Source organism: Candidatus Pantoea floridensis, assembly GCF_900215435.1.
GTDB lineage: Bacteria > Pseudomonadota > Gammaproteobacteria > Enterobacterales > Enterobacteriaceae > Pantoea > Pantoea floridensis.
In genome coordinates, this window is the sequence record NZ_OCMY01000001.1 from 3,997,130 (window position 1) to 4,020,333 (window position 23,204).

General features: G+C 52.3%; 26 protein-coding genes, 1 pseudogene and 1 other annotated feature. Of the genes and pseudogenes, 9 read left to right on the plus strand and 18 right to left on the minus strand.

Annotated elements, in window-relative coordinates; all coding sequences use genetic code 11:
* The first annotated feature begins 4 nt into the window (after positions 1-4).
* Both CRO19_RS18710 and oppF read left to right on the plus strand, forming a co-directional pair.
* Positions 5-1,024, plus strand: a complete 1,020-nt coding sequence (locus CRO19_RS18710; protein WP_097097183.1) for an ABC transporter ATP-binding protein — start codon at positions 5-7, stop codon at positions 1,022-1,024.
* Positions 1,021-2,025, plus strand: a complete 1,005-nt coding sequence (gene oppF, locus CRO19_RS18715; RefSeq protein ID WP_097097184.1) for a murein tripeptide/oligopeptide ABC transporter ATP binding protein OppF — start codon at positions 1,021-1,023, stop codon at positions 2,023-2,025. The genes CRO19_RS18710 and oppF overlap by 4 nt, the downstream gene beginning before the upstream one ends.
* A gap of 43 nt (positions 2,026-2,068) precedes the next feature.
* On the opposite strand, the gene CRO19_RS18720 is transcribed toward oppF, so the two are convergent.
* Both CRO19_RS18720 and cls read right to left on the minus strand, forming a co-directional pair.
* Positions 2,069-2,398, minus strand: coding sequence for an HI1450 family dsDNA-mimic protein (locus CRO19_RS18720; protein WP_196250121.1), 330 nt, complete (start codon positions 2,396-2,398; stop codon positions 2,069-2,071).
* Between the two features lie 37 nt (positions 2,399-2,435).
* On the minus strand, positions 2,436-3,896 hold the full coding sequence (gene cls / locus CRO19_RS18725; RefSeq protein ID WP_097097185.1) for a cardiolipin synthase: 1,461 nt from the start codon (positions 3,894-3,896) through the stop codon (positions 2,436-2,438).
* Positions 3,897-4,058: 162 nt separating this feature from the next.
* Here cls and CRO19_RS25895 point away from each other — a divergent pair, with 162 nt between their 5' ends.
* A complete protein-coding gene (locus CRO19_RS25895) occupies positions 4,059-4,232 on the plus strand; it encodes a YciY family protein (RefSeq protein WP_097097186.1) in 174 nt (57 codons plus the stop codon).
* 15 nt (positions 4,233-4,247) lie between these two features.
* Here the strand turns inward: CRO19_RS25895 and CRO19_RS26135 are convergent, their stop codons facing one another.
* Positions 4,248-4,418, minus strand: a complete 171-nt coding sequence (locus tag CRO19_RS26135) for a hypothetical protein (protein WP_176519172.1) — start codon at positions 4,416-4,418, stop codon at positions 4,248-4,250.
* A 3-nt stretch (positions 4,419-4,421) separates the two neighbouring features.
* Positions 4,422-4,718, minus strand: a complete 297-nt coding sequence (locus CRO19_RS18735) for a YciI family protein (RefSeq protein ID WP_007892393.1) — start codon at positions 4,716-4,718, stop codon at positions 4,422-4,424.
* Positions 4,719-4,923: 205 nt separating this feature from the next.
* On the opposite strand from CRO19_RS18735, the gene tonB reads away from it, so the two are divergent.
* Entirely contained in the window at positions 4,924-5,652 is a 729-nt protein-coding gene (gene tonB / locus CRO19_RS18740; RefSeq protein WP_176519173.1) for a TonB system transport protein TonB, read from the plus strand.
* 54 nt (positions 5,653-5,706) lie between these two features.
* Here tonB and yciA read toward each other — a convergent pair whose 3' ends face one another.
* The 4 genes from yciA to CRO19_RS18760 form a co-directional block, all read right to left on the minus strand.
* Positions 5,707-6,126: an acyl-CoA thioester hydrolase YciA gene (gene yciA / locus CRO19_RS18745; RefSeq protein ID WP_097097188.1), complete on the minus strand. Its 420-nt coding sequence runs from the start codon at positions 6,124-6,126 to the stop codon at positions 5,707-5,709.
* 54 nt (positions 6,127-6,180) lie between these two features.
* Complete coding sequence (locus CRO19_RS18750) at positions 6,181-6,720, minus strand: septation protein A (RefSeq protein WP_097097189.1); 540 nt, start codon at positions 6,718-6,720, stop codon at positions 6,181-6,183.
* A 60-nt stretch (positions 6,721-6,780) separates the two neighbouring features.
* On the minus strand, positions 6,781-7,515 hold the full coding sequence (locus tag CRO19_RS18755) for a YciC family protein (RefSeq protein WP_097097190.1): 735 nt from the start codon (positions 7,513-7,515) through the stop codon (positions 6,781-6,783).
* Between the two features lie 84 nt (positions 7,516-7,599).
* Positions 7,600-7,959 carry a YkgJ family cysteine cluster protein gene (locus CRO19_RS18760; RefSeq protein WP_097097191.1) on the minus strand — a complete coding sequence of 120 codons (360 nt, stop codon included), beginning with the start codon at positions 7,957-7,959 and terminating at the stop codon, positions 7,600-7,602.
* 245 nt (positions 7,960-8,204) lie between these two features.
* Between CRO19_RS18760 and ompW the strand changes: the two genes are divergently transcribed.
* Positions 8,205-8,837 carry an outer membrane protein OmpW gene (gene ompW / locus CRO19_RS18765; protein ID WP_097097192.1) on the plus strand — a complete coding sequence of 211 codons (633 nt, stop codon included), beginning with the start codon at positions 8,205-8,207 and terminating at the stop codon, positions 8,835-8,837.
* Between the two features lie 47 nt (positions 8,838-8,884).
* Here ompW and CRO19_RS18770 read toward each other — a convergent pair whose 3' ends face one another.
* The 6 genes and pseudogenes from CRO19_RS18770 to CRO19_RS18800 form a co-directional block, all read right to left on the minus strand.
* On the minus strand, positions 8,885-9,199 hold the full coding sequence (locus tag CRO19_RS18770; RefSeq protein WP_097097193.1) for a BON domain-containing protein: 315 nt from the start codon (positions 9,197-9,199) through the stop codon (positions 8,885-8,887).
* A gap of 292 nt (positions 9,200-9,491) precedes the next feature.
* Positions 9,492-10,295 (minus strand): tryptophan synthase subunit alpha, encoded by an 804-nt coding sequence (gene trpA, locus CRO19_RS18775; RefSeq protein WP_097097194.1) that lies wholly within the window; start codon positions 10,293-10,295, stop codon positions 9,492-9,494.
* Entirely contained in the window at positions 10,295-11,488 is a 1,194-nt protein-coding gene (gene trpB, locus CRO19_RS18780; RefSeq protein ID WP_097097195.1) for a tryptophan synthase subunit beta, read from the minus strand. Before trpB ends, trpA begins: the two co-directional genes overlap by 1 nt.
* A gap of 46 nt (positions 11,489-11,534) precedes the next feature.
* Positions 11,535-12,902, minus strand: a complete 1,368-nt coding sequence (trpCF, locus tag CRO19_RS18785; RefSeq protein ID WP_097097196.1) for a bifunctional indole-3-glycerol-phosphate synthase TrpC/phosphoribosylanthranilate isomerase TrpF — start codon at positions 12,900-12,902, stop codon at positions 11,535-11,537.
* A gap of 1 nt (position 12,903) precedes the next feature.
* Positions 12,904-14,497, minus strand: a pseudogene (gene trpD / locus CRO19_RS26265) (bifunctional anthranilate synthase glutamate amidotransferase component TrpG/anthranilate phosphoribosyltransferase TrpD).
* Entirely contained in the window at positions 14,497-16,059 is a 1,563-nt protein-coding gene (locus CRO19_RS18800; protein ID WP_097097199.1) for an anthranilate synthase component 1, read from the minus strand. Before CRO19_RS18800 ends, trpD begins: the two are co-directional and overlap by 1 nt.
* Positions 16,060-16,082: 23 nt before the next feature.
* Positions 16,083-16,187: a sequence feature (Trp leader region), on the minus strand.
* 154 nt (positions 16,188-16,341) lie between these two features.
* Between CRO19_RS18800 and rnm the strand changes: the two genes are divergently transcribed.
* Together rnm and CRO19_RS18810 are read left to right on the plus strand one after the other, a co-directional pair.
* Positions 16,342-17,226: an RNase RNM gene (gene rnm / locus CRO19_RS18805; protein ID WP_097097200.1), complete on the plus strand. Its 885-nt coding sequence runs from the start codon at positions 16,342-16,344 to the stop codon at positions 17,224-17,226.
* Between the two features lie 12 nt (positions 17,227-17,238).
* Complete coding sequence (locus CRO19_RS18810; protein ID WP_097097201.1) at positions 17,239-17,859, plus strand: L-threonylcarbamoyladenylate synthase; 621 nt, start codon at positions 17,239-17,241, stop codon at positions 17,857-17,859.
* On the opposite strand, the gene CRO19_RS18815 is transcribed toward CRO19_RS18810, so the two are convergent.
* Positions 17,860-18,516: a serine protease gene (locus tag CRO19_RS18815; protein ID WP_320204493.1), complete on the minus strand. Its 657-nt coding sequence runs from the start codon at positions 18,514-18,516 to the stop codon at positions 17,860-17,862.
* 819 nt (positions 18,517-19,335) lie between these two features.
* Here CRO19_RS18815 and rluB point away from each other — a divergent pair.
* On the plus strand, positions 19,336-20,211 hold the full coding sequence (gene rluB, locus CRO19_RS18820) for a 23S rRNA pseudouridine(2605) synthase RluB (protein ID WP_097097203.1): 876 nt from the start codon (positions 19,336-19,338) through the stop codon (positions 20,209-20,211).
* A 37-nt stretch (positions 20,212-20,248) separates the two neighbouring features.
* On the opposite strand, the gene cobO is transcribed toward rluB, so the two are convergent.
* Positions 20,249-20,836, minus strand: a complete 588-nt coding sequence (cobO, locus tag CRO19_RS18825; protein WP_097097204.1) for a cob(I)yrinic acid a,c-diamide adenosyltransferase — start codon at positions 20,834-20,836, stop codon at positions 20,249-20,251.
* Complete coding sequence (locus CRO19_RS18830) at positions 20,833-21,597, minus strand: YciK family oxidoreductase (RefSeq protein WP_097097205.1); 765 nt, start codon at positions 21,595-21,597, stop codon at positions 20,833-20,835. The genes cobO and CRO19_RS18830 overlap by 4 nt, the downstream gene beginning before the upstream one ends.
* A gap of 174 nt (positions 21,598-21,771) precedes the next feature.
* Between CRO19_RS18830 and sohB the strand changes: the two genes are divergently transcribed.
* Positions 21,772-22,818: a protease SohB gene (gene sohB, locus CRO19_RS18835; protein ID WP_097097206.1), complete on the plus strand. Its 1,047-nt coding sequence runs from the start codon at positions 21,772-21,774 to the stop codon at positions 22,816-22,818.
* A 26-nt stretch (positions 22,819-22,844) separates the two neighbouring features.
* On the opposite strand, the gene CRO19_RS18840 is transcribed toward sohB, so the two are convergent.
* The gene (locus CRO19_RS18840) at positions 22,845-23,093 is read right to left on the minus strand and encodes a DUF2498 family protein (protein WP_097097207.1); all 249 of its coding nucleotides are present in this window, start codon (positions 23,091-23,093) and stop codon (positions 22,845-22,847) included.
* Positions 23,094-23,204 lie beyond the last annotated feature (111 nt).

Below are 23,204 nucleotides of genomic sequence, written 5' to 3' on the forward strand. Positions count from 1 at the left end.
CCCGATGACTATCCATGAATTTCAGCCAGCAATAGCTGCGCGTGCGGGAAACGGTAACCTGCTACTGGATGTAAAAGATTTGCGTGTCACCTTTAGTACTCATGATGGCGATGTAACAGCTGTGAACGATCTCAACTTTTCACTGCATGCGGGTGAAACGCTTGGAATTGTGGGGGAATCTGGCTCAGGTAAATCGCAAACTGCGTTTGCCCTGATGGGGCTGCTGGCGAAAAATGGTCGTATAGGCGGTTCGGCGAAGTTTAACGGCGAAGAGATCCTTAATCTGCCGGAAAACAAGCTCAACAAGCTGCGTGCTGAGCAGATTTCGATGATCTTCCAGGATCCGATGACCTCGCTCAATCCCTATATGCGCGTGGGTGAGCAGTTAATGGAAGTGCTGAAGTTACATAAGGGCATGAACAGCGCACAGGCGTTTGAAGAGTCAGTGCGTATGCTGGACGCAGTGAAAATGCCGGAAGCACGTAAACGCATGAAGATGTTCCCGCACGAGTTCTCTGGTGGTATGCGCCAGCGTGTAATGATTGCGATGGCGCTACTGTGTCGGCCAAAACTGCTGATTGCTGATGAGCCCACCACCGCGCTCGACGTGACTGTTCAGGCGCAAATCATGACGTTGCTGAATGAGCTCAAGCGCGAATTCAACACCGCGATCGTGATGATTACCCACGATCTCGGTGTCGTAGCGGGAATCTGTGACAAAGTGCTGGTGATGTACGCCGGTCGAACGATGGAATATGGTCGCGCGCGCGATGTGTTCTATCAGCCTGCGCATCCGTATTCAATTGGCCTGCTGAGTGCAGTGCCACGTCTGGATGCCGAAGAAGGTGAGTCGCTGACCACTATTCCTGGCAACCCGCCAAACCTGCTGCGCTTACCACAAGGCTGTCCATTCCAGCCTCGTTGCGCCTACGCCATGGACATTTGCGCCAAGGCACCGCCGCTGGAACCTTTTGCTGAAGGTCGTCTGCGTGCCTGCTTCAAGCCGGTGGAGGAGTTAGTATGAGTGCCGTAGTTGAAGAGAAAAAAGTCCTCCTCGAGATCGCCGATCTTAAGGTGCACTTCGAAATTAAGGATGGCAAACAGTGGTTCTGGCAGTCGCCTCACACGCTAAAAGCAGTTGATGGTGTCAGCTTGCGTCTCTACGAAGGAGAAACGCTCGGCGTTGTGGGTGAGTCGGGCTGCGGAAAATCGACGCTGGCTCGCGCAATTATCGGGCTGGTAAAAGCCACGGAGGGACGCGTAGCGTGGCTCGGTCGCGATCTGCTGGGGCAAAGCCAGGAAGAGTGGCGCCAGGCACGCAGCGATATCCAGATGATCTTCCAGGATCCGCTGGCGTCGCTCAATCCGCGTATGACCATCGGCGATATCATTGCTGAACCGCTACGCACCTATTACCCGAAAATGCCGCGCCAGGAAGTAAAGGATAAGGTAAAAAGCATGATGATGAAGGTCGGTTTACTGCCGAACCTTATCAACCGCTATCCGCATGAGTTCTCTGGCGGTCAGTGTCAGCGTATTGGAATAGCGCGCGCTTTAATCCTTGAGCCGAAACTGATCATCTGCGATGAACCCGTGTCGGCGCTGGACGTGTCAATCCAGGCGCAGGTCGTTAACTTGTTGCAAAAGTTGCAGCGCGAAATGGGGCTGTCGCTGATCTTTATCGCGCACGATCTGGCGGTGGTCAAACACATCTCCGACCGCGTACTGGTGATGTATCTTGGCCATGCCGTGGAGCTGGGCACCTACGATGCGGTGTATAACAATCCGCAGCATCCTTATACGCGTGCGCTGATGTCGGCGGTGCCGATTCCTGACCCTGATCTGGAGAAGAATAAGCAGATCCAGCTGCTGGAAGGGGAACTACCGTCGCCAATTAATCCGCCATCAGGTTGCGTATTCCGTACGCGTTGCCCGATTGCTGGCCCAGAGTGTGCAAAAACGCGGCCGCTGCTGGAAGGCAGCTTCCGCCATGCGGTTTCGTGTTTAAAAGTCGATCCGCTATAAATAAAAACGCCGGGTGGATGCCCGGCGTTTTTTTAAAGGATACTTACTCGCGCCACAGAATGTGGCAGAGCTTGTGATCTTTTTCACGGCACAGCAGTACGCGCGCGAACACATCTGTAATCGGCTCGCCATCGGCTTCGCCCAATCCAATCACCACTTCAGCGAAGAAGTCGGGGTTCAGATCGAAATCCACATGTTCCTGCCAATCTTCAGAAGGATCGAAAAGCTCTGCGCCCCCGCGCTCTTCAAACTGCAGATTGAAAAGAATGATGTCTGCGGGATCAAGGTTGTCGCCTGCCAGCTCAAGAAAAATATCGTAAGCCTGCTCCAGCGTTTCATCTTCAGTAAGGCGATTATTTAAATCCATGGTCATTCCTGCTTGCCGTGAGGCGGTAATATTTTCGCTCGTTTTACAGTAAAGGACTAAAGAAGTAAAACAGTCGTTCAACGATGCGCTGCCACCAGGCACGTTTCGCCCAGCGCGCACCATCCAGTAAGCGTGAGCGGGCGATATAATCATCTTGTACCGTGGCGAGATCGCTGCCGAAGCCGTCATCATCTACCACCAATGTGATCTCAAAATTAAGCCAAAGGCTGCGCATATCCAGGTTAACGGTGCCCACTAAACTCAGTTGCCCATCCACCAGAACGCTTTTGGTATGCAATAAGCCATCTTCGAACTGATAAATTTTCACGCCTGCTTCGAGCAGTTCGGTGAAGAAGGCGCGGCTAGCCCAACCAACCAGCAACGAATCATTGTGGCGCGGTACAATAATGCTGACTTCAACCCCACGTAATGCAGCGGTGCAGATGGCGTGCAGCAAGTCATCGCTGGGTACGAAGTAGGGCGTTGTCATGATCAACTGCTCACGTGCTGAGTAAACCGCGGTGAGCAGTGCCTGATGAATCATATCTTCCGGAAAGCCGGGACCGGAGGCGATCACCTGAATGGTATGGCCACTTTCCTGCTCGAATGGCATGACATTCGCATCAGGTGCCGGCGGCAGAATACGTTTACCCGTTTCAATTTCCCAGTCGCAGGCATACACAATGCCCATAGTGGTGGCCACGGGACCTTCCATGCGTGCCATCAGATCGATCCACTGTCCGACACCGGCATCCTGCTTAAAGAAGCGTGGATCGACCAGATTCATGCTGCCGGTGTAGGCGATGTAGTTATCGATTAGCACCACTTTCCGATGCTGGCGTAAATCCATACGACGCAGGAACACACGTAGCAGGCTTACCTGAAGCGCTTCAACCACATCGATGCCCGCATTGCGCATCATATTGACCCACGGGCTGCGGAAGAAGGTGACGCTACCGGCTGAATCCAGCATTAAGCGGCAATGTACGCCGCGCCGCGATGCAGCCATCAGTGATTCTGCTACTTCATCGGCTAACCCGCCGGGATGCCAGATATAGAACACCATCTCGATATTATGGCGCGCCAGCTGGATGTCGCGAATCAGCGCATGCATGACATCATCGGAGCTGGTCAGCAACTGCAACTGATTGCCTTTAACGCCGGCAATCCCCTGGCGATGACGACACAGCTCAAACAACGAGCGCGCGACTTCGCTATGTTCTGTGGCGAAAATGTGGCGGCACTGTGTAAGATCGTTAAGCCATTTAGCGGTTGAAGGCCACATGGTGCGGGCACGTTCAGCACGCCGTTTGCCCAAATGCAGTTCACCAAATGAGAGATAAGCGATTATACCCACCAGCGGCAATATATAGATGATCAGCAGCCAGGCCATTGCCGAGGTCACCGCGCGCCGTTTCATCAGAATGCGTAGCGTGACACCCGCAATCAGCAACCAGTAGCCAAAGAGCAGCAACCAACTGATAAGGGTATAAAATGTGGTCATTAAGTGGACATCCTGTTCGCGCTTTGAAGTGCAAAGTTTACGTGCTGATCACAGGTAGTGAAACCTTTAATCGTGAATGACACTTCGATGAAGGTTTCGATTTGGCATTTTGGAGCAGATCTTTATAATCCCTGCCGAGTTTAGCCTGTCTGAGAGGATGTGATGAGACGCAGCAAAAATGAAGTGGCGCGCTGGAGAATGTTACGTCAGGTACATCGTCGCCGTGCTCGCTGGCTGGAAGGGCAATCGCGTCGATACAAACGTATCCACACCATTCGTCATCAGGTAGCGCAACAACATCGCCGCTCTATTCTATTTATTTCACAAATGGTCTGATTGGCATACGCGGCTTTATGCGCCGCGTAGCACCACGATCACGTTGACCATCTGTAATGCTGCTGCTAGCACAATCAGCATGACGATGTGCTGTCGTGCGTTGCGCCAGCCTTGCTGACGCCATACCAGAAGTGCTCTGCCAATGAGTACAAACACCGCCAAAAGCAGTAAAACAGGCTGCCACATAAATCAGAAAACGCGTTTAAACGGCTTAACCGCGACTTTCTCATAGACGCCTGCTGCGATATAGGGATCATCTTTGGCCCAGGATTCCGCGACTTCCAGTGAGGAGAATTCAGCGATAATCACGGAGCCGGTGAAACCCGCCGGACCTGGATCATTACTATCAACCGCTGGTAGCGGGCCTGCAGCAATCAGACGGCCTTCATCCTGCAGCAGCTTCAAACGAGCAAGATGCGCGGGACGTACCGAATTGCGTTTTTCCAGTGAATCAGCGGTATCTTCCGCATAAATGACGTAAAGCACGATGGGATACTCCCGTTAGACTTGCCGAAATTGCGTGACACGTTAAGTGATCGTTAATCAGAGTGCAAACGAAAGATATTTACACTGTCATTCAGCGCAAAGAGGGTTAAAAAAAGCCTTAAAATGGGTGCCTTACACATCGCTTATTGAAACTGATTGCTATTTGCATTTAAAATCTGCGCTTCACTCAATGAACATGAATGATATGACCACGTTGACTACGCCTTTTCCTACACGTACTCCTGTTGCTGTAATTTTATCCGTGGTACTTCACGGTTCGTTGATTGCTGGCATTCTCTATGCATCCTTTCATCAGGTCATTGAAGTTCCAAAAGCGTCACAGCCAATTAGCGTGTCCCTTGTGGCACCGGAAGTGCAGCCAGAGCCTGCACCCGCAGAGGTGACACCGCCGCCGCCAGAGCCCGAACCAGAGCCAGAAGTGGCGCCTGAACCGCCTAAGGTTGAGCCAGTGCCCATTCCTAAACCTGAACCTAAGCCGAAGCCTAAACCCAAACCGAAGCCTAAGGTTGAGAAAAAGCCTGAGCCGAAACCACGGCAGGAAGTGAAGCCACAGGAAAATCCGGTCAAACAAGAGGCGCCTACTACGCAGACACGCCCAACGACAGCACCTAAAGCAAATCCGACTGCGACCCCAAGCGTTTCAGATGGCCCGAAAGCGATGAATGTGAGTAAGCCCGCTTATCCCGCGCGTGCATTTGCGCTACGCGTAGAAGGACGCGTACGCGTGCAGTTTGATGTGGATAGTGATGGTCGCGTAGACAACGTGGAGATTTTATCTGCTGAACCGCGCAATATGTTTGAGCGAGAAGTGAAACAGGCTATGAAGAAATGGCGCTATCAACCCGGTCGTCCAGGCAAAAATCTGACCATGAATATCGTGTTCCGTATTAATGGCGGCGCGAATATTGAGTAAAACCATGTGATTGATGAGCAAAAAGAAAGCGGTCAGATGACCGCTTTTTGCGTTTTAAACATCGCTTAGATGACTTCTGCCGGGCGGCAGGGGGCGAGATTGCCCGGTGTTATCAACGGCCACGTAGACAAATACCGCTTCAGTGGCACAGTAAGTCTGACCGATAGGTTCAGACGAAACTTTCTTAATCCACACTTCGACATTGATGGTCATCGAGCTATTGCCGGTGCGGATGCAGCGAGCATAGCAACTCACCACATCGCCCACCGCTACCGGTTTGAGGAATGTCATCCCATCAACGCGCACGGTGACAACGCGACCTTCGGCGATCTCTTTCGCCTTAATGGCGCCGCCCATGTCCATCTGCGACATCAACCAGCCACCAAAAATATCGCCATTGGCATTGGTATCTGCGGGCATTGCCAGAGTGCGCAATACCATTTCGCCTTGCGGCGACTTATGTTTTTCTTCCATTGCTCAGTTCTTCTGCAGGTGAAGAGAAGCCCGACAATATCGGGCGGAGTCGCTTTATTTTTGTTCTTGTTGCGGCATCTGTCGCCAGATATATACGCCGCTTAGCAGGGTGAAGAGTAGGGTCAGGCCGGTCAGACCGAACACTTTAAAGTTAACCCAAAACTCCTGCGATAACCAAAACGCAACATAAATATTTGCCAGACCGCAAGCGAGGAAAAAAATCGCCCAGGCAATATTAAGATGACGCCAAACGCCTGAAGGCAGCTGTAGCTCTTTACCTAGCATGCTTTGGATCAACGGTTGTTTCATGAACCACTGGCTATAAAGCAGCGCCAGTGCGAACAAGGAGTAGATCACGGTGACTTTCCATTTGATGAACTCATCGTTATGGAACACCAGCGTTAGCGTGCCAAAAACGGCTACCAGCACGAAGGTAAAAATGGTCATCTTTTCCAGCTTACGATACAGCACCCAGCTGACGACCAGCGCCAGGCCAGTCGCAACAATGAGTGCGCCAGATGCCACAAAAATGTCGTACAGCTTGTAAAAGATGAAGAAAACTACCAGGGGAAGAAAATCGAGTAACTGCTTCATAGCGTTTCCAATTAGGGCAGGAGCGTTCAGTTAAGGGCGCCCAATTGAGCGCCTTAACGATTAACGTAACAGCATATAGAGCCGGTACAGATAGATAATTAATACAGCGGAGACCAGATTGCCCAGCGCGTTTAACACCACGGAAGCGATGTTCGCAGGAAGTACGGTCAGCGATGAAAAGAAGAACATTAAAACGATCTTTGCCAGCAGCCACAGCACGATCGCTGGCGCAATGACCTTAATGTTTTTCCACGCGAGACGCATACTGGCACGCATGGCAGCGAAGACCCCTTGCTTTTCACTGGCCAGAATCACTGGCGCCAGCGAAAACAGTATCGCCAGAATCACGCCCGGTACCATCAGTACCATAAAGCCCAATTGCACCAGCAGCGTGATCAGGAAAGTTTGCAACAGTAGCTTTGGCAGCATGGGTGCAGAAGCGCCAATCGCACGTAGCGCACTGACGCGTTGTCCACCAGAAACCATGGGGATCAGGCATAGCATGCCACCCAGCAGCAGCGTGTTGCCAATCAGGGCCGCGAAGGTTCCCGCCGCAGATGCACGCAGGAGAATTCGTTGCTGATCGGGTGACATATTCTGCACGAGCTCAAACAGCGACGATGCACTGTCATCTGACTGACTTAACAACGATAGCTGCTCTTCACCAGGCGTTAACGCATGGCCGACAATCACAGTAATGAACGAGGTCAGCAGTGCCATCAGTAAAATAGTAACCAACTGATGGCGCAAAAAATTTCCTGTGTCACGGTATAACGAGCTTGCCGTGATAGACATGTAAACTCCTTGAAAGAACCGGATTAATTAACCCGGCGATTGTACATGTTCTATTGGCGTGCTGGCACCCGCATTGCGATAACTTTATGTCATCTCAGGTAAAGAAGGGTGAAAAAGGGCGGGAAGACCATAGCGCGCACGGGCGCGATCGCAGGCTTCGTTCACCTCCCCGTTCTCTCCAGACATCGAAAATTCACGGCAAGGCGACGGACGTTGCTGATAAATACCGCAGGATACGCAGCCGCCAACGTCCCCTTGCAGCGCAATACAGTGCGGCTGACGATCGTTGGTGCCGCGCATATTGCGCATCAGTAGGCCTAACGGTTCGGTTAACTCAACGGGGACGGCACCGGCGCCATCATCGGCTTCGGCCCAGTAAAAGGAGACACGGAAGTACGCGCAACATGCGCCACACGTCATACAGGGGTTAAGTAAATCGCTCATCTGATCGCCCGCCACTCCTCATGCATCGAACCAAAATCACTCAGGAAAAAGTAAAATAATCACCCCAAAAAATTTTCGCAAGCAGACAATTATTGCGCCGTGTAAAGCCAAAATTGATCTGAATCAATTCATTGTTTTTTAAGTGATTAATTTATATTGAGGAAGATGATCTTTTACCAAAAAAGGGGTAAATGTTGTGCCGCGAACACGATTAAGACCCTACTTTATTTGGCAAAGGAGTGATTATGAAACTGGCAAAATGCGCGCTGCTAATGGCACTGGCCATCCCGCAACTGGCACTGGCTCATGAAGCAGGTGATTTCTTTATGCGCGCAGGTAGCGCGACCGTACGTCCGACCGAAGGCTCTGACAATGTGCTGGGAATGGGCGGCTTCAATGTAAGTAACGATACCCAACTTGGTTTAACCTTTACCTATATGGCGACGGACAACATTGGCGTTGAATTGTTAGCAGCAACCCCCTTCCGTCATAAAGTTGGCCTCGGCGCCACCGGCAACCTTGCCACCGTGCGCCAGCTGCCACCGACATTAATGGCGCAATACTATTTCTTTGATAGCAATAGCAAAGTGCGTCCTTATGTCGGCGCGGGTATCAACTACACCACTTTTTATGATGCAAAATTTAATCAGACAGGCAAAGACGCCGGTTTAAGCGATCTCAGTGTGAAAGATTCGTGGGGGCTGGCGGGTCAGGTTGGTTTGGATTATCAAATCAACCGCGACTGGATGCTTAATGCATCGCTGTGGTACATGGACATTGATACAGAGGTGAAATTCAAAGCCAACGGTGAGCAGCAAAATATTAATACTCGCATCGATCCCTGGGTATTCTTCTTCGGCGTGGGTTACCGTTTCTAACGGGGATGCCGTAAAGGAAACGGGCGACCAGATGGTCGCCCGTTGTGTTATTTAATCTGCATATTGTTAACCACAGATTTTACACCCGCTACGCTGCGCGTTACTGCAACGGCACGGTTAGCCATCTGTGGTGAGCTAACAAAACCACTCAGCTGAACTTTGCCCTTGAAGGTTTCAACGTTGATCTCAGTAGATTTCAGCGATTCATCATTTAACAACTGTGCCTTAACTTTGGTGGTGACAACCGTATCGTCGATGTATCCACCCGTGCCTTCTTTTGTTGCTGTTGGTGCACAAGCGCTCAGCGTCAGTGCCACTACTGCAGCCATCAAAAATCCTGCCACGACTTTGAAAAAATTCATTGGTTATCTCCCTGTCTTAGATGATGTTTCGCCGCAATGGGGCGGCGCAGTTAATTGTGGTCTGAGCTTGCGCAATCGGCAAACCTCTCGATGCGAAAAAGTTAGAAATGCGTGATTTTTGCCACTTATTGATCCAATAACACGTTTATCGACCAGGTTAGGCTGGTGGTGCAGGTTAAAAGTGATGTTGATTGATTAAAACGAGCAGATCTGAGCGGCAACACAGACGTTGCAGGGAAACAAAATGTAGAAACGAGACCTTATCCGCGTGCGCGAATAAGGCCTCGTGATTTTAGAGGGTGGCTGCTTTAAGGTTGCTAACGAAGGTTTTCAGTTCGCTGAGCAGGCTGGCGGGATCGTTTTGGTTACGTTCAATGATTTTCACAATCGCTGAGCCGGAAATTGCACCTGCAGCGCCTGCCGCAATGGCGTCCTTTACCTGACCTGGCTCGGAAATACCAAACCCCTGCAGCGGCGGAGCCGCATTGAATTCACGCAGCTTCTCAACCAGATGATGCAGCGGCTGGCTTGCACGATTCTCTGAGCCGGTAACACCAGCACGGGACAGCAAATAGGTGTAACCGCGGCCGTGCTGAGCAATTTCGTGCAGTAGCGCATCGTCCGCATTCGGCGGACAGATAAAGATCGGTGCCACGTTGTGGCGCATTGCTGCCTGACGGAATGGCGCCGACTCCTCCACCGGAACATCCGCTACCAGCACCGAATCCACACCCACGGCGGCGCACTGCGCATAAAAATTATCGATACCTTTACTGAACACCAGATTAGCGTACATCAGCAGACCAATCGGCAGGTCAGGATATTTCTGACGTACGGTCGCCAGAATTTCAAAACACTGAGCCACCGTGGTACCGGAAGCAAAGGCACGGAGCGTAGCGCCCTGGATGGTTGGACCATCTGCCAGCGGATCGGAAAACGGAATACCGAGTTCTAAAGCATCTGCGCCGCCAGCGACTAACGTATCAATGATCTTCAGCGACAGTTCAGGCGAGGGATCGCCGAGGGTGACGAAGGGCACAAAAGCGCCTTCTTTTTTCGCCGACAGACGTTGAAACAGCTGATTATAACGTTCCATCAGATCTCTCCCTTGGCTTTCAAAATATCGTGAACGGTGAAGATGTCTTTGTCGCCGCGGCCGGAGAGGTTAACCACCAGCAGCTGCTCTTTATCCGGATTCTCGTGAATCATTTTCAACGCGTGAGCCAGCGCATGCGATGACTCTAACGCAGGGATAATCCCTTCTGAGCGACATAGTTCTTTAAAGGCGCTGAGCGCTTCGTCATCAGTAATCGAGACATATTCCGCACGGCCAATACTGTTCAAATGTGCATGTTGCGGGCCAACTGACGGGAAGTCTAGACCGGCGGAAATCGAGTAGGACTCTTCAATCTGGCCTTCTTCTGTCTGCATCATGGGTGCTTTCATGCCGAAATAGATCCCTACGCGACCATGTTTTAGCGGTGCGCCGTGTTCCCCGGTTTCGATACCGTGACCAGCAGGCTCAACGCCGATCAGACCCACGCTGGTTTCGTCGATAAAGTCAGCAAACATGCCGATCGCGTTCGAACCGCCGCCAACACAGGCTAACACCGCATCTGGCAGGCGGCCTTCGCGTTCCAGAATCTGGGCTTTTGTCTCTTCACCAATCATGCGCTGGAATTCACGAACGATGGTCGGGAACGGGTGCGGACCCGCCGCGGTGCCGAGCATATAGTGCGCGGTTTCGTAGCTGCCAGACCAGTCACGCAATGCCTCATTACAGGCATCTTTCAATGTTGCGCTGCCGCTGTGCACCGGAATGACCTCCGCACCCATCAAACGCATACGAAATACGTTTGGCGACTGGCGTTCAACATCTTTAGCACCCATATAAATGCGGCACTTCATGCCGAGCAGGGCGCAGGCTAACGCCGAGGCCACGCCGTGTTGACCCGCGCCGGTTTCAGCGATGATCTCATTTTTACCCATGCGCTTCGCCAGCAATGCCTGACCCAGCACCTGGTTGGTTTTGTGTGCGCCGCCGTGCAGCAGGTCTTCACGTTTCAAATAAAGGCGCGTTTTTGTGCCTTTGGTGAGATTACTACACAGCGTCAAAGCCGTTGGACGCCCGGCATAGTTTTTCAGCAGGTCAGTAAACTCGGCCTGAAACTCCGGATCGCGCTGTGCTTCGACGAAGGCATTTTCCAGCTGGCGCAGCGCTGGCATCAGGATTTGCGGCACATATTGGCCGCCAAACTCGCCAAAATAGGGATTCAATAACGTGGTCATTTTTTCATCTTCCTTATTCGGCCCGCACGATGGCGGGCAAGCGAAATTAATAGGCGCGCAGCGTGCGGAATACCGCTGCGACTTTACCGGCATCTTTAATGCCCGGGGCAGACTCTACGCCAGAGTTGAAGTCGAGGCCGGCACAGCCGAGTTGAGCGGCTTCGACGCAGTTATCAGCGCTTAAGCCACCGGCCAGCAGTACATTGCCGAGATCCTGACCTTGCAGCAGTGACCAATCGAAACGCTGACCGCTACCGCCCTGGCCGTTATCGAACACGTAGCGATCAACATGTTGCCAATCACGTGCTGGCAAATGCTCCTTGATGCTGAGCGCTTTCCAAATCTGCGTCTCAGCGGGGATGGCGGCACGCAGCTCTGCGACAAATGCTCGGTCTTCATCACCGTGCAGCTGTACGGCTGCAAGCTTCAAGGTTAACGCTGAGGTGACAATGTCACTTATTGCGTTATTGCGGAATACGCCTACGTATTTCAATGGAGCAGCAGACTGAACCACTTGCGCTTGTTCAATACTGATTTGACGCGGCGAACCTTCAGCGAAAATCAGTCCACCGTAGATGGCTCCGGCTTCTTGTGCCACTCGTGCATCTTCGGCGCGAGTCAGGCCGCAAACTTTGTTATCGCCGAGTAACACGCGACGCACGCCAGCGGTGAGATTGGCTTCTTCCATCAGCGCGGAACCAATCAGGAAGCCATTCGCGAAATGGCTTAACTCACGCACTTGCGCATAGTTATGAATACCCGATTCGCTAATGACTGTTACACCATGCCCAAGGCGCGGCGCCAGCTGACGCGTGCGGTTGAGGTCGATGGATAAATCACGCAGGTCGCGGTTATTAATCCCAACCACTTTGGCTTCCAGCGCAATTGCGCGCTCCAGCTCTGCTTCATTGCTCACTTCCGTCAGCACGCCCATTTTCAGGCTGTGCGCTACGGCGGCGAGTTGGCGATATTGTTCATCATCCAACACCGAGAGCATCAGCAGAATGGCGTCGGCTTGATAGTGGCGGGCCAGATAGATCTGATAAGGATCGATGATGAAGTCTTTACACAACACCGGTTGCGTAATGGCCGCGCTGACAATAGGCAGGAACGAAAAATCGCCCTGGAAGTATTTTTCATCGGTTAACACCGATACCGCAGAAGCGTAGTGACGATAAACGCCAGCAATAGCCGCAGGATCGAAATCCTCGCGGATCAGCCCTTTAGAAGGCGATGCTTTTTTGCATTCCAGGATGAATACCGTGCGCGAACCACGCAGCGCATCGTAAAAATGACGTGCGGCAGGCTGTAAATCGTTCTGGAACGTGGCGAGCGGCTGCTGTGCCTGGCGCGCCTCAACCCACACGGCTTTGTCTTGTACGATTTTCTCTAAAACAGTGCCCTTAATACTCATCTCATCCTCTCGCTGCCAGAGCGACAACGCGCTCATAAGCCTGTCCGCTGCGAATGGCAGCGATGGCGCGCTGTGCGTTGTCGCGCAAATCTTCATTTCCGAATACTTTCAGTAACATTGCGACGTTCACCGCAACGGCCTGCTCATGGGCCGGCTGGCCTTTACCCTGGAGTAAACGGGTAAGAATGTCACGGTTTTCTTCCGGCGTCCCGCCAGCCAGCGCGTCTTTATCATGGAAGCCAAAACCGAAGTCCTCTGGCGTCAGCTGATAACCGGTAATCTCACCATCGCGCAGCTCAGCCACTTGCGTTGGGCTATGCAGCGCGACTTCATCCATGCCGCCACCGTGTACCACCGCTGCACGCTGATAACCCAATACTTTTAACGTTTGCGCAATCGGCAACACCAGTTCTGGGCTATACACGCCAATCACCGCGAGTGGAGGGCGCGCCGGATTAATCAACGGGCCCAGCACATTGAAGATGGTACGTGTTTTCAGCTGTTGACGTACCGGCATCGCGTGACGGAAACCGCTGTGGTACTGCGGCGCAAACAGGAAGCAGACGTTCAGGTCATCCAGCGCCTTGCGGGCTTTTTCCGCCGGCATGTCGAGATTAATGCCAAATGCCGCCAGTAGATCGGATGAGCCTGATTTACTGGAGACGCTGCGGTTACCATGCTTGGCAACTTTCAAACCGCAGGTAGCCGCCACAAAGGCGCTAGCGGTGGAAATGTTGATGCTGTTGCTGCCATCACCGCCGGTACCGACGATATCGGCAAAGGTGTAATCCGGACGCGGAAACGGTTTGGCATCTTCCAGCAGCGCTGAGGCCGCGCCGGCGATCTCCTCCGGACGTTCACCACGGACTTTCATGGCAACCAGCGCGGCGGCCAACTGCGTTGGTTCCAGCTGGCCAGTAATAATGGCGCTAAATAGCTGATGACTTTCGCCCTGGCTCAGCGTTTCAGACTGATAAAGTTTTTCCAGAATAGTTTGCATCATAATCTCCCTATTACTTCGCCAGCGCCCAGGCCAACGTCTGTTCTAACAAGCGTGCGCCCTGAGTGGTGAGAATGGATTCGGGGTGGAACTGGAAGCCGCATACACGGTCAGCATCGTGGCGCACAGCCATCACCATGCCGTTGTAGCTGGCGTTTACAGTCAACTCCGCAGGCGTATTGCTGCCCACCAGGGAGTGATAACGCGCTACCGGCAGCGGGTTACTCAGGCCGGCAAACATGCCTTCTCCGTCATGGGTAATAGAAGAGGCTTTACCATGCAGTATCTCGCCAGCCTGGCCGACATGGCCGCCGTAAGCTTCGACAATCGCCTGATGGCCGAGACAAATACCGATAATTGGCAGACGGCCGCGCAGGGCTTGCAACAGATGCGGCATACAGCCGGCATCCTTTGGTGCGCCGGGACCCGGTGACAGCATCAGAATCGGATTCTCCATGTGCTGCAGGCGTTCAATCAGCACGTCAGCCGGTACGTTGTTGCGATAAATCACCACGTTGTGGCCGAAGGTGCGCAGCTGATCAACGAGGTTGTAAGTAAAGGAGTCGATATTATCGAGCAGCAGGATATCGGCCATCAGAAAATCTCCTTGCAGTGATGGGCAGTTGCGATGGCACGTAATACCGCACGCGCTTTATTGCGGCTCTCGTCCGCTTCTGCTTGCGGTTGAGAATCCAGTACCACGCCGGCGCCAGCTTGCACGGTGGCAACGCCGTCTTCTACCCAGGCCGAACGGATGACAATACACGTATCGAGGTCACCGTTAGCGGTGAAATAACCCACGGCGCCGCCGTAGCTGCCGCGACGGGTGCCTTCTTTTTCAGCAATCAGCTGCATGGCGCGAACTTTCGGCGCACCGCTCAGCGTGCCCATATTCATGCAGGCGCGATAGGCATGCAGCACGTCGAGGTCTTCACGTAGCGTGCCAACCACGCGTGACACCAGATGCATCACAAACGAGTAGCGGTCTACTTTGGTTAAATCAGCAACGTAGCGGCTGCCCGGTACGCAGATGCGTGCCAGATCGTTGCGCGCTAAATCAACCAGCATCAGGTGTTCCGCCATCTCTTTATGGTCGGTGCGCATTTCCAGTTCGATACGGCTATCAAGATCGCGATCCAGCGAGCCATCAGCGTGACGACCGCGCGGGCGCGTACCGGCAATCGGGTAGATCTCAATCTGCCGTGATGTGGCGTCATACTTCAGCGAGCTTTCCGGAGAGGCACCAAACAGCGCGAAGTCCTGATCCTGCATAAAGAACATGTAAGGACTTGGATTGCTGTTTTTCAGCGTGTCGTAAGCGGCGAGTGGTGAAGGGCACGGCAGCGAGAAGCGACGAGAAGGGACCACCTGGAAGATTTCGCCGATACGAATCGCTTCCTGCATCTCACGTACTACGCTGCAATACTCTTCATCGCTTTGGCTGGTGCTTAACGTCATCTGCTCAACGCGTTGCACGGGTAAGGCAGGTGCGGCTTGCGTCATCTGACCGCGTAGTTGCTCAATGCGGCCTTGCAGACGCTGAAACTCGCTGGTGGACGGGCTAAACAAGCTGGCCTGAAGGCGCGCACTGCGCTGTTGGTGGTCGATCACCAGCAGGGTTTCAGCCAGATAGAAGCAGTAATCCGGGCAGCGCTGTTCGTTGCGCAGTTGCGGTAAATCTTCAAAGCCTGCGACTAAGTCATAGGCGAAAAGCCCCCCTAGCAACATCGCTTCGCGCTCCTCTTCCGGGCTGTTAACCAGCTGGGGGATCAGGCGCAGGGCATCGAACACCGAAAGCGCTTTCAGGCGGGAATCTTCATCCTGTAAACCCTGCGGCTGGGAAAAATGGAGTTCACGACCGTCGGGACGCACTTCAATACGCACGTCAGAGGGCAGCGCCTCATCCAGCAGTGGCAAGATAGCGCGACCATTTTCAGACAGTGCTTTAATCGTAACGATATTGCCAAGTGCACTGACGCGCAGCGCACTATCAACAATCAGCAGGCTTTTCAGGTTCTGTTTGCTGTCGATATCCGCGGATTCAAGTAGCAAAGTTGCTGGACGTGCGCCGCATAGCTGATGGAACACTGCGGCCGGATCTTCGCGGTAGGGCGCGGTACCGGTTATCAACTTCAATGTAGGTTTCGCAATAGCCATAATGGATTCTCTGAATTTCGCTCAAAAAAAAGCCCGCTCGGTGGCGGGCTTAGGTATCTGCACAGCGGTTACGCAAGTTGTGCACGACGACGTCGCCCGTTCAAGGGATCATCGTGCCACCAACCATTTAAATGCGTACCCAAAATAGCCATGATTAAATACCCGTTACGTGTGAACTTGTGTACTAGTTAACTGGTTCGGGCGAAAAAAGTCAATACCCTTTTTCAGCCAGGGGCAAAATCGTTATCATGCCTGCCGGTTTACGCTGTTGCTGGAGTTATCTTGTCGGACATTGCTCGCTTTCCCCTTTACGATTTACATAGCCATACGCTGGCTTCTGACGGACTGTTGTCGCCTACCGCACTGGTACAGCGCGCGGTTGAAATGAAAGTTGGCGTGTTAGCGATCACCGATCACGATACCGTTGCGGGCGTCGCGGAGGCGAGGGCTGCCGTGCAGCAGCAGGACCTTCCGATCCGCGTGCTGGCCGGTTTAGAAGCCTCAACGTTATGGGAAAATCATGAAATCCATATTGTGGGGCTGAATGTGGATTGCCAGCATCCCGCGCTGACAGAATTCCTTGCGCATCAGCATCAGTGTCGCCTCGACCGTGCACAGCAGATGGCTGAACGGCTTGAGCGTGCACGTATTCCCGATGCGTTAGCCGGCGCTCAGCGTCTGGCGCAAGGCGGTATGATCACGCGTGGTCATTTTGCGCGCTATCTGGTGGAAATTGGCAAAGCCGATAATATGGCGCAGGTATTCAAAAATTATCTGGCGCGAGGGAAAACCGGCTACGTGCCTCCGCAATGGTGTACAATTAAACAAGCCATTGATGCTATTCATCATTCTGGCGGCTATGCCGTTTTAGCGCATCCGGGGCGTTACGGCCTTTCCGCAAAATGGCTTAAGCGATTGATTGCGCATTTTGCCGACGTGGGCGGGGACGCGATGGAAGTCGCGCAGTGTCAGCAGGCACCAAACGAGCGTACGCAGTTGGCAACTTATGCGCGTGATAATCAGCTAGCAGGGTCGCAAGGATCAGATTTTCACCAACCTTGTCCGTGGATAGAACTGGGCCGCAAATTATGGCTTCCTGGTGGCGTCGAGCCCATTTGGGAGCGCTTCCCCGATTTGGCACCCAGCATTGCTGTTGCAGACAGGTGATATGAGGTTTCTATGAGTCAATATTTTCACATTCATCCCGACAATCCGCAGCCACGCCTGGTGAATCAGGCCGTCGACTATCTGAACAAAGGCAGCGTGATTGTCTATCCTACCGATTCGGGTTATGCGCTGGGCTGCAGGCTGGAAGAGAAGAATGCCATGGAGCGGATATGCCGTATCCGTCAACTGGATGGCAACCATAACTTTACGCTGATGTGTCGCGACTTGTCGGAACTGTCGACATATGCGCAGGTCGATAACTCGGCGTTCCGTATTCTGAAAAATAATACGCCGGGGAATTACACCTTCATCTTGAAGGCGACTAAAGAAGTGCCGCGCCGTTTGATGAATGATAAACGTAAAACTATAGGTTTACGCGTGCCATCAAATCCCGTCGCGCTGGCGTTGCTGGAACGTCTTAACGAGCCAATGATGTCGACCTCGCTGATGTTGCCCGGCAACGATTTTACCGAATCTGATCCTGAAGAGATTCAATACAGCATTGGCAAGCTGGTGGATCTGATCATCGACGGTGGCACGCTGGGACAGCAGCCCACTACGGTTATCGATCTCACCAGCGATGCGCCAGTGGTGGTGCGGGAAGGCGTCGGCGACATCCGTCCCTTCCAGTGATTACACATGGTCAGGCGTGATGCTCTGCGTCTGACCAATATTTGCCTCCAGCCATTTGCTGAAATCGCTATACGGAATATAAAGAGAGACATCTTTTAAGATGACTTTCTTACTGCGTACATTCGCAATTTCATGACTGTAACCCACAATGACGCCACCAATGGTTTGGTCAGCATTATATACCGCGCCGCCCGACATTCCTTGCACTACGCCAGCATTAGATGCCATCGCCATGCAGGGCTTTTTATTCCATTTGTTAGTGATAGCGGTGCGCGCTAAATTAACGCCGCTTGATTCAACCGGCATGGCGGAAATAAAGCTATAACCATACATTTTAATGGGTTCGCCAACGGCGCTATTACGGAATTTAGCCAGAGTTTCCGGGCTGTTTTTATGGTAAATAATCGCGACATCGCAATAGGGATGATACGCCTTCACCCGCTGAACGGCGGTTTTCGCGACGTGAGCCGCCGTCAGGCTATATTCTGGCGTTAAAGGAATGGTTGTGCCGAGGATGCCCAAACCCAGCACAGTCGGGATGCCCGTCACGCTCATATCAACGTGCTGCATCGCGGAACGACTGTACTCAGTGTGGCCCACGGAACAACCGCTCAGTGCCAGCGCCGCAAGCGCTGACCAAAGCAGAGAGGTTTTCATGGCAATAATCTTCATAAAAGCATGTCAGTAAAATCCCTGGTGAAGACTTTCGACATGCGAATTAAATTCATTCCGTAAATGAATAAACGCATCAAATCCCGCGTGCGCCCGTTTGTTTATATATCAGTGAAATTACACAGTAGCCGTTAATGGGTTGTTAACTGAAAGAATGTAAGTTGTAATATTAAAATGGTTATAATTACGATGCACTGGATTTCAGGCTCAAATTTTACACAGTTTTCCCATCATAACAATTCATCAAATTTAATCTGAATCAAAAAATACAAAAATACAGACTTAATCCAACCTATAGTGCCAATTAACTATTAATTTAAATTTATTGGATTTTAAAGGCTCACTTAAGGTTGTTGATTGGATTTTTATGCTGTTTTATCGTTTTTACTTAGATTTAATGTTGGTGCTAGCCTTTTCATGTGGCGCGCTCTGCTGCCTGAGGAGTGATGAAAAGGGTTAATGTATCACGTCGCTTAAGTGGGTTTGATTTTCTTAAGAGCAGGAGATGTTCTAACTGATAATATTTCAGTCACTTGGCATTGAGTGTGTGTTCAGCAACCGGGATGATCTATCAGTGGGATCAATGTTTAATATCTTCGCCCCTATTTGGCGATGTTTATCTGGCCCTCTGTTATCGGCAGCAAAGGAAAAGGTGTTAACAAAACTTGCGTTAGTGTAAAATCGCGGGCCGTCTGAGATTGCGGAAGCGATGCGCAGCGGTAACAGATTCTGATATGGGAATTGGTAATCCCTGTATCGTACCTCTTCTTACCACGACGCCTGGGAAGGCGACAACGAGGCTCCATGAGCGAAAAATTACAGAAAGTATTAGCGCGCGCCGGTCACGGTTCGCGTCGCGAAATCGAAACCATGATTTCAGCCGGACGCGTCAGCGTTGACGGCAAACTGGCGACGCTTGGCGATCGTATCGAAAGTGATAAGTCCCTGAAAATCCGTATTGATGGTCATCTGGTTTCAATCGCTGAATCAGCAACCGAAGTGTGCCGCGTGCTGGCGTACTACAAGCCGGAAGGTGAACTCTGTACGCGTAACGATCCCGAAGGGCGTCCAACGGTCTTTGATCGTCTGCCGCGTCTGCGTGGTTCGCGCTGGATTGCCGTTGGCCGTCTGGATGTGAATACCTGCGGCTTGATGCTGTTCACTACTGATGGTGAACTGGCTAACCGTCTGATGCACCCAAGCCGTGAAGTTGAGCGCGAATATGCCGTACGCGTGTTTGGTGAAGTGGATGACGATAAAATTCGTCAGCTGAGCAAAGGCGTGCAGCTTGAGGACGGTCCGGCATCATTCAAAACCATTAAGTTTGCCGGTGGTGAAGGTATCAACCAGTGGTACAACGTAACGCTGACCGAAGGACGTAACCGTGAAGTGCGTCGTCTCTGGGAAGCCGTTGGTGTGCAGGTGAGTCGTCTGATGCGCGTACGTTATGGTGATATTCAACTGCCCAAAGGGTTGCCTCGCGGCGGCTGGATGGAGTTAGAGTTACCGGCGGTAAACTATCTGCGTACCTTAGTCAGCATGCCGGAAGAGACGGTGACCAAAGTGGCGGTGGAAAAAGATCGTCGTCGCACTAAAGCCAACCAAATCCGTCGCGCGGTAAAACGTCACGGCGTGGTCAGCAATACTCCGCGTCGTAATAATACAAAACGCGGTTCCTGATACGAAAAGTGACGCCGCATGGTGTGGCGTCACTGATTTACCAGTCTATGCCTTGCTGTGCTTGAATGCCGGCATCAAATGCATGTTTAACCGGACGCATTTCCGTCACGGTATCCGCCATATCCAACAGCGTGCGATGGCAGCCGCGGCCCGTAATAATTACGCTTTGCTGCGATGGTCGTTGTTGTAGCGCCTGAATTAACTCATCCAGCTCCAGATAATCCATGCTTACCATGTAGGTGATTTCATCGAGGATCACCAGATCCAGGCTCTCATCCGCTAACAGTCGGCGTGCCTGCTGCCACACCACCTGACAGGCGGCAGTATCGGTATCGCGGTTTTGTGTCTCCCAGGTAAATCCGGTGGACATGACCTGAAACTCAACGCCGTGCTGTTCCAGCAAATTGCGCTCGCCGTTTGGCCATGCGCCTTTGATGAACTGCACGGCGGCGACCTTTTTGCCGTGACCGCAGGCACGCAGCGCAGTGCCAAATGCAGCGGTGGTTTTACCTTTGCCGTTACCGGTGAATACCATCAAGATGCCGCGCGTTTCGGTGGCGGCGGAAATACGTGCATCTACCTGTTCTTTCAGGCGCTGCTGTCGCTGCTGGTGGCGATCGCTCATGCGGTAGCGGGCCCCGCTTTACGTCCAGGCTGCGCATCAAAGCTGATGCCCGTTTTACGGCGGCTGTCATCGCCCATTAAATAGAGATAGAGCGGCATCAAGTCGGCGGGTGTTTTGAGCAAATTCGCATCCTCTTCCGGGAATGCGCTGGCGCGCATTTTGGTGCGTGTACCGCCAGGATTGATGCAGTTTACGCGCAGATGACGATTTTTATACTCATCAGCCAGCACCTGCATCATACCTTCAGTAGCAAACTTTGATACCGCATAAGCGCCCCAGCCAGCACGTCCGGTCCGGCCGACACTGGATGTGGTAAATACCAGCGAGCCAGCATCTGATTTCAATAGCAGCGGCAGCAAGGCCTGGGTTAAATAGAAGGTGGCATCAAGGTTAATCTGCATGACATTGCGCCAGATGGTGGGATCAAGTTCTTCCAGCGGCACGATTTCGCCGAGGATGCCGGCATTATGCAGCACGCCATCAAGACGAGGCACCAGGGCAGCGATCTGCAGCGCTAATTGCTGGCAACTTTCCGGCGTGGCGTCGGCGAGATCCAGTAACAATGACGCGGCAGGCTGCTTATTCAGTTGGTTGATAGTGTGTTCCGTGCGCTGCAGCGTCTCCGCATTGCGCCCTAACAGAATGACGCGCGCGCCATAGCGCGCATAGGTAAGGGCGGCTTCACGGCCAATGCCGTCTGAAGCACCGGTGACAAGAATGATACGATTTTCCAACAGGTCGCTTTTCGGTTGATAATGCACAGCGATGTCCTTTATAGGGGATCAGCAGGTTTTTGGCTTTATGCCTTAAATCGCCGTCAGGTGCAATCGATCTGCCTCGCATTCTGTGCCGCCTGGCGGCATTTCAGGCGACGGCAAGGTGTAAAGCGGGTAAACTTGAGCCCGTTGTAATTTACTGTTTAATAAGGCGGCAGAATGGATTTTTTCTCCAGTTACGGATTATTTCTGGCTAAAGCCGTCACCGTGGTGGTGGCGATTGCAGCTATTGTTTTGATTGTGCTCAATGCCGCGCTGCGTAAACGTCATAGCGGCGGTCAACTGCGCCTGACGCATCTCGACGACGATTATCGCGAGATGAAGGAAGATCTTCAGCTCGCTAAAATGAAGCCACAGGCGCAAAAAGTATGGCTGAAGCAGCATAAGAAAGAAGAGAAGCACAAAGCCAAAACCGAAAAGCGCAATGCCAAAGCAGGCATCAGCGAAGCGGCAAAACCTACGCTTTATGTACTTGAGTTTAAAGGCAGCATGGATGCCAGCGAAGTGACCTCGTTGCGTGAAGAAATTTCTGCCGTGCTGGCAGTGGCAACGCCGGGCGATGAAGTTCTGCTACGGTTGGAAAGCCCCGGCGGCGTGGTGCACGGCTACGGTTTGGCTGCTTCCCAGCTTCAACGCCTGCGCGATGCGGGACTGCAGCTTACCGCTGTGGTAGATAAAGTGGCCGCGAGCGGGGGGTATATGATGGCTTGCGTTGCAGATCGTATCGTTGCGGCGCCTTTCTCTATTATTGGCTCCATTGGCGTGGTTGCGCAGATACCTAACTTCAATCGTCTGCTGAAACGCAACGATATTGATGTCGAATTACACACCGCCGGCCAGTATAAGCGCACTCTGACGCTATTTGGTGAGAACACTGATGAAGGGCGTGAGAAGTTCCAGGAAGATCTCAACGAAACCCATCAGCTGTTCAAAGATTTTGTACAGCAGATGCGCCCATCACTTGATCTGAACAAAGTGGCGACGGGAGAACATTGGTATGGCCGTCAGGCGCTGGATTTAGGGCTGATTGACGAAATTGGCACCAGCGATGCGCTGATCATTAATCATATGGAGCGCTTCACCGTGCTGGGCGTGCATTATGCCCGTAAGCGTAAAATGATGGATCGCTTTACCAACAGCGCCAGTTTGGCCGTTGAACGGTTGATTCTGAAAATGTGGCAGCGCGGCGACAAGCCACTCTTGTAATCAAGCCCGGCAAATGCCGGGCTTTTTTATGCCAGACGATAGTGAGCGGAGAGCTCAACGGCGAGGTGTTTAAACACATTAAACACCTTGGTGGTTTTGGCGGTGGGCAAGCCTTCATCATCAAGAAAATAGGGGCCGCGAAACACCAATACGTCACCCTGTTGAATCACATCATTCGCTTCTAATCCGATAAAATAATCGTCGTGCTTTTTGGTTAACTGATTCGCTATTTCCAGTAACGCCTGGCGTGAAATAGATTCCATTGGTCCTGACATTTTCCACTCCTTTTTTTGACAGCCAATTTTCTCCTTCTATATTACTTGCGAGTCATCGCGTTCAGCAAATCAGCATTGCGTTATAAAACTGGCGCAAAATTAAGCAGAATG

What these genes read in the sequence shown, in the direction of transcription:
- CRO19_RS18710 (WP_097097183.1), top strand. Translation starts at nt 5, where the DNA reads ATGACTATCCATGAATTTCAGCCAGCAATAGCTGCGCGTGCGGGAAAC.
- oppF (WP_097097184.1), top strand. Translation starts at nt 1,021, where the DNA reads ATGAGTGCCGTAGTTGAAGAGAAAAAAGTCCTCCTCGAGATCGCCGAT.
- CRO19_RS18720 (WP_196250121.1), bottom strand. Translation starts at nt 2,398, where the DNA reads ATGACCATGGATTTAAATAATCGCCTTACTGAAGATGAAACGCTGGAG.
- cls (WP_097097185.1), bottom strand. Translation starts at nt 3,896, where the DNA reads ATGACCACATTTTATACCCTTATCAGTTGGTTGCTGCTCTTTGGCTAC.
- CRO19_RS25895 (WP_097097186.1), top strand. Translation starts at nt 4,059, where the DNA reads ATGAGACGCAGCAAAAATGAAGTGGCGCGCTGGAGAATGTTACGTCAG.
- CRO19_RS26135 (WP_176519172.1), bottom strand. Translation starts at nt 4,418, where the DNA reads ATGTGGCAGCCTGTTTTACTGCTTTTGGCGGTGTTTGTACTCATTGGC.
- tonB (WP_176519173.1), top strand. Translation starts at nt 4,924, where the DNA reads ATGACCACGTTGACTACGCCTTTTCCTACACGTACTCCTGTTGCTGTA.
- yciA (WP_097097188.1), bottom strand. Translation starts at nt 6,126, where the DNA reads ATGGAAGAAAAACATAAGTCGCCGCAAGGCGAAATGGTATTGCGCACT.
- CRO19_RS18750 (WP_097097189.1), bottom strand. Translation starts at nt 6,720, where the DNA reads ATGAAGCAGTTACTCGATTTTCTTCCCCTGGTAGTTTTCTTCATCTTT.
- CRO19_RS18755 (WP_097097190.1), bottom strand. Translation starts at nt 7,515, where the DNA reads ATGTCTATCACGGCAAGCTCGTTATACCGTGACACAGGAAATTTTTTG.
- CRO19_RS18760 (WP_097097191.1), bottom strand. Translation starts at nt 7,959, where the DNA reads ATGAGCGATTTACTTAACCCCTGTATGACGTGTGGCGCATGTTGCGCG.
- ompW (WP_097097192.1), top strand. Translation starts at nt 8,205, where the DNA reads ATGAAACTGGCAAAATGCGCGCTGCTAATGGCACTGGCCATCCCGCAA.
- CRO19_RS18770 (WP_097097193.1), bottom strand. Translation starts at nt 9,199, where the DNA reads ATGAATTTTTTCAAAGTCGTGGCAGGATTTTTGATGGCTGCAGTAGTG.
- trpA (WP_097097194.1), bottom strand. Translation starts at nt 10,295, where the DNA reads ATGGAACGTTATAATCAGCTGTTTCAACGTCTGTCGGCGAAAAAAGAA.
- trpB (WP_097097195.1), bottom strand. Translation starts at nt 11,488, where the DNA reads ATGACCACGTTATTGAATCCCTATTTTGGCGAGTTTGGCGGCCAATAT.
- trpCF (WP_097097196.1), bottom strand. Translation starts at nt 12,902, where the DNA reads ATGAGTATTAAGGGCACTGTTTTAGAGAAAATCGTACAAGACAAAGCC.
- CRO19_RS18800 (WP_097097199.1), bottom strand. Translation starts at nt 16,059, where the DNA reads ATGGCTATTGCGAAACCTACATTGAAGTTGATAACCGGTACCGCGCCC.
- CRO19_RS18810 (WP_097097201.1), top strand. Translation starts at nt 17,239, where the DNA reads ATGAGTCAATATTTTCACATTCATCCCGACAATCCGCAGCCACGCCTG.
- CRO19_RS18815 (WP_320204493.1), bottom strand. Translation starts at nt 18,516, where the DNA reads ATGAAAACCTCTCTGCTTTGGTCAGCGCTTGCGGCGCTGGCACTGAGC.
- rluB (WP_097097203.1), top strand. Translation starts at nt 19,336, where the DNA reads ATGAGCGAAAAATTACAGAAAGTATTAGCGCGCGCCGGTCACGGTTCG.
- cobO (WP_097097204.1), bottom strand. Translation starts at nt 20,836, where the DNA reads ATGAGCGATCGCCACCAGCAGCGACAGCAGCGCCTGAAAGAACAGGTA.
- sohB (WP_097097206.1), top strand. Translation starts at nt 21,772, where the DNA reads ATGGATTTTTTCTCCAGTTACGGATTATTTCTGGCTAAAGCCGTCACC.
- CRO19_RS18840 (WP_097097207.1), bottom strand. Translation starts at nt 23,093, where the DNA reads ATGTCAGGACCAATGGAATCTATTTCACGCCAGGCGTTACTGGAAATA.